This window comes from Cognatundibacterium luofuense, from assembly GCF_018139685.1.
In the GTDB taxonomy this organism is placed as follows: Bacteria; Pseudomonadota; Gammaproteobacteria; order Burkholderiales; family Burkholderiaceae_D; genus Undibacterium; species Undibacterium luofuense.
On record NZ_JAGSPN010000173.1, the window covers coordinates 1 to 434 of the forward strand.

A 434-nucleotide genomic window follows, 5' to 3' on the forward strand; every position below is an offset into this window, starting at 1 on the left:
GTACTTCTAAATTATCGGTGCTGGATGAAGTCGAAAATGGCCTAAGTTTTTATGATTACACCTTCCTGCGCGAATTGCCGCAGTTATATGCGGGGCTGGAGGATTTGCTGGCCGATAAAGATCCTGCCTTCCGTGAGCAGGAATTGCCTAGCTTTATGAAGATGGGTAGCTGGATAGGCGGAGACCGCGATGGAAATCCGTTTGTGACCGCCAGTGTGCTGGAAAACACCATGGCGATGCAGGCGACCCGCGCCTTCCGTTTTTATCTGGATGAGTTGCATACTCTGGGGTCGCAATTGTCGATGGCGACGCTGCTGGTTAACGTATCTGATCCTTTGCTTGCACTGGCACAGGCTTCACCTGATCATTCGCCACATCGTTCCGATGAGCCTTATCGCCTCGCGATCAGCGGTATTTATGCACGGGTTGCTGCC

General features: G+C 52.1%; 1 protein-coding gene. It reads left to right on the plus strand.

Annotated features, from left to right (window positions below; translation table 11 throughout):
• The coding region (locus KDM89_RS19885) for a phosphoenolpyruvate carboxylase (RefSeq protein ID WP_212689618.1) at window positions 1–434 on the plus strand (434 nt) is incomplete at both ends.